This window comes from Streptomyces sp. SID14478 (assembly GCF_010548525.1).
GTDB lineage: Bacteria > Actinomycetota > Actinomycetes > Streptomycetales > Streptomycetaceae > Streptomyces.
The window spans coordinates 1-3,851 of sequence record NZ_JAAGMG010000307.1 but is presented as its reverse complement, the minus strand read 5'-3'; the positions used below and the strand labels follow the sequence as shown (position 1 = coordinate 3,851).

Sequence of the window (3,851 nt, the reverse complement as noted above, 5' to 3'; positions counted from 1 at the left end):
AGCTCCCAGCTGAAGGCGATCGCGTCGAGGTCGCCGCGGGCGACGGCCAGGTACTCCAGACCGGCGGAGCCGCAGGGGCGCGGGGCGATCCCGGGCGTGCGCAGGCCCAGCAGCGCGCGCTTTTGGGCGTCGGTCGTGAAGTCGGGGTGCGAGGTGGCGATCCGCAGGTCGTCGCCCGGGCGGGGGGAGCCGCCGGGCAGACGGCGGCCGTTGAGCCGCGCGCCCCGGCCGCGTACGGCGACGGCGAACTCGTCGAGCGCGGGCGCGTACGTCCACGAGGCGAGCACGACGCCGTCCAGGGCGAGGGCGACGAGGGTGCAGAAGCCGGGATCGCCGTGCACGAACTGACGGGTGCCGTCGACCGGGTCGACGATCCAGACCGGGGCCTTGCCCCGTATCGCCTCGTAGGTCGTCGGGTCCGCGGCGACGGCTTCCTCGCCGACCACGACGGAGCCGGGCAGCACGGCGCCGAGCTCGCGGGTGAGGTACTCCTCGGCGCGCTTGTCGGCCACGGTCACGAGGTCGTGCGGGGCGCTCTTCTCGGCGATCTCGTGCGCGGCCAGGTGCCGGAAGCGCGGGGTGATCTCGGCGGCGGCCGCGGCGCGGACGATCCGCTCGACGTCGGTCAGGAGCTGGTCGGTGACCTTGCTGGTCAGAAAGTCGTCGATGCTTTCCGTGATGGTTTCGATCATGTCCCCATGAGAACACGGCCCACTGACAACGCGTTCCGCCGAGGTGAACGGGGGGTGGAATCGCCCGGAATTCCGCGGTTCCACCCCCCGTGGGGTCAGCGGCCGACCGCGTACCCCTGCATGCCGCGCGGGTTCGCCGCCGCGGACAGGACGCCGGTGCGCGGGTCGCGGGCGACGGCGCACAGCCGGCCCTCGGACCAGGCGTCACCGACGGTCACGTCGTGACCGCGGCGGCGCAGCTCGGCGATGACCTCCTCGTCCATGCGGGACTCCACGGTGAGCGATCCCGGCCGCATGCCGCGCGGGAAGAAGGAGCCCGGGAAGGAGTCGTTGTGCCAGTTCGGGGCGTCGATGGCGCCCTGCAGGTCGAGTCCGCCGCGATACGGCGCCCGCAGCGCCACGGACAGGAAGAAGTGCAGCTGCCACTGGTCCTGCTGGTCGCCGCCGGGCGTGCCGAACGCCATGACCGGGACACCGTCCTTCAGCGCGAGGGACGGGGTCAGCGTGGTGCGCGGGCGGCGGCCCGGGGTGAGCGAGTTCGGCAGGCCCTCGTCGAGCCAGGCCATCTGCAGCCGCGTGCCGAGCGGGAAGCCGAGCTCGGGCACGACCGGGTTGGACTGGAGCCAGCCGCCGGACGGGGTGGCGGCGACCATGTTGCCCCAGCGGTCGACGATGTCGAGGTGGCAGGTGTCGCCCCGGGTCAGGCCGTCCTCGCGCACCTCCGGCTCGCCCGGCACGGGGGACGTGGAGCCCTTGGCGACGGTGGGCTCGCCCGCGCCCGCGACTCCCAGGGCGTCGAAGCCCGCCTCCCCGGCGGCGACGGCGTGGGCGTGCGCGCTCAGGCGCGGCGCGGCGCCGAGCGGACTGCCGGGCCGCAGTGCGGACGACGCCTTCCCGGGGTCGACGAGGGCGCGGCGCTCGGCGTTGTACGCGTCCGACAGCAGCGCGTCCACGGGCACGTCCGCGGCGTCCCCGTACCAGGCCTCCCGGTCGGCCATGGCCAGCTTGCAGCCCTCGACGAGCAGGTGGACGTAGTCGGCGGACCCGTAGGCGGGCAGTTCGGGCGGGAGCAGGGCGAGCTGCTGGAGGAAGGCGGGGCCCTGGCTCCAGCCGCCGGCCTTGCACAGCGTCCAGCCGTTCCAGTCGTACGTCGCCGGGGCCTCGTAGGCCGCTTCCCAGGAGGCCAGGTCGTCGAGCGTCAGGGTGCCGGCGTGGCGTTCGCCGCTGGTGTCCAGGGTGGGCTGCCCGGACTGGCGCACGAGTGCTTCGGCGATGAATCCCTCGCGCCAGATGCGCCGGGCCGCCTCGATCTGCGCGACGCGGTCCGCGCCGCTCTCCTCGGCCTCGGCGATCAGCCGCTCCCAGGTGGCGGCGAGCTGCGGGTTGCGCAGCAGCTCGCCGGGCCGGGGCGCCTTGCCTTCGACGAGGTAGACCTCGGCGGACGAGGGCCACTCGTTCTCGAAGAGCTCGCGCACCGTCTCGACGGTCTCGCCGACGCGCTCGACGGGGGCGTGCCCGTCACGTGCGTACGCGATCGCGTACCGCAGGACGGCGGCGAGGGACTTCGTGCCGTGGTCCTTCAACAGAAGCATCCAGGCGTCGAAGGCGCCGGGCACGGCGGCCGCGAGGGGCCCGGTGCCGGGGACCAGGTCGAGGCCCAGGGACTTGTAGTGCGCGACGGTGGCGCCCGCCGGGGCCACGCCCTGGCCGCACAGCACCCGCACCTCGCCGTCGGCCGGGGCGAGGATCATCGGGACCTCGCCCGCGGGCCCGTTCAGGTGCGGCTCGACGACGTGGAGCACGAAGCCCGCGGCGACGGCGGCGTCGTAGGCGTTGCCGCCGTCCTCCAGGACCGCCATCGCGGACTGGGAGGCGAGGTAGTGCGTGGAGGACACCATGCCGAAGGTGCCCTGGAGGGTCGGCCGGGTGGTGAACAAGAAAGCTCCTAGCGGGTGGCGGTGCGAGTGGTCGGGATCGTACGAGACGGGGCCGCGGCGGCGTCGGGCGCGGTGCCGTCGTCCGCGACGAGGTGGCAGGAGACCTCGCGGCCGCCCTCCAGGGTGCGCAGCCGCGGTAGGTCGGTGCGGCAGCGCTCCACGGCGAGCGGGCAGCGCGTGTGGAAGCGGCAGCCGTCAAACACGCCGCCCGAAGGGCGTCCTGCCGGGGTGGTGGTCGGGCGACGGGCGGGAGGGGCCAGCGGGCTGGGCAGTTCGCCGCTGAGGACGATGCGTTCGCGGGTGCGCTGGGCGACCGGGTCCGGGACGGGCGCGGCCGACAGCAGAGCTTGTGTGTAGGGGTGCTTGGGGTCGGCGAACAGCTCTCGTGTGGGTGCCTGTTCGACGATCTGGCCCAGGTACATGACGGCGATGCGGTCGGCCAGGTACTCGACGGCCGCCAGGTCGTGCGTGATGAACAGGCAGCCGAAGCCGCGGTCGCGCTGCAGGTCGGCGAGCAGGTTCAGGACGGAGGCCTGTACGGAGACGTCGAGGGCGGACGTCGGCTCGTCGGCGACCAGGAGGTCGGGGTCCACGGACAGGGCGCGGGCGATGGAGATGCGCTGGCGCTGTCCGCCCGACAGCTCGTGCGGATGCCGCTGCGCGTGCTCGGGACGCAGCCCTACTTGGGCGAGAAGTTCGGCCACGCGCGCGTGGGCGGCTTCTTTGCCCCGGGTGATGCCGTGCAGCTTCAGCGGCTCGGCGACGATCTCGCCGACGGTCATGCGCGGGTCGAGCGAGGAGGACGGGTCCTGGAAGACGAGGTGGAAGTCCTTGCGCAGCGGGCGCAGGGCGCGCCGCGACATGGTCGTCACATCGGTGCCGTTGATGCGGACGGTGCCGCCGGTGGGCTCGTCGAGGCGGACGGCGCAGCGTCCGACGGTCGACTTGCCGCTGCCGGACTCGCCGACGAGGCCGACGACCTCGCCGCGGCCGACGGTCAGGGTGACCCCGTCGGCGGCGCGCACGGTGCCGCCGGCGCCCGCGAAGTGCCGTTCCAGGTCGACGAGTTCGAGAACCGGGCCACTGTTCATGCCGAAGTCTCCTGAAGGGTGTGCGGGTGCCAGCAGGCGGCGCGGTGCGTGGCGTCCGCGCCGGCGTCGGGGGCGACGGCCTTGAAGCCGGGGCGGCGCGTCGTGCAGGTGTCGTCGGCGCGGGCGCAGCG

General features: G+C 74.0%; 3 protein-coding genes. All 3 read right to left on the bottom strand.

Going from position 1 to position 3,851, the window contains the following annotated elements; all coding sequences use genetic code 11:
- Nucleotides 1-692: inositol monophosphatase family protein (locus G3I40_RS10470; RefSeq protein WP_164301885.1), on the bottom strand; the 692-nt coding region annotated here is incomplete at its 3' end.
- Nucleotides 693-787: 95 nt separating this feature from the next.
- Nucleotides 788-2,629: a gamma-glutamyltransferase gene (locus G3I40_RS10465; protein ID WP_164301884.1), complete on the bottom strand. Its 1,842-nt coding sequence runs from the start codon at nucleotides 2,627-2,629 to the stop codon at nucleotides 788-790.
- Between the two features lie 8 nt (nucleotides 2,630-2,637).
- Nucleotides 2,638-3,720: an oligopeptide/dipeptide ABC transporter ATP-binding protein gene (locus tag G3I40_RS10460; RefSeq protein ID WP_164301883.1), complete on the bottom strand. Its 1,083-nt coding sequence runs from the start codon at nucleotides 3,718-3,720 to the stop codon at nucleotides 2,638-2,640.
- Nucleotides 3,721-3,851: the final 131 nt, after the last annotated feature.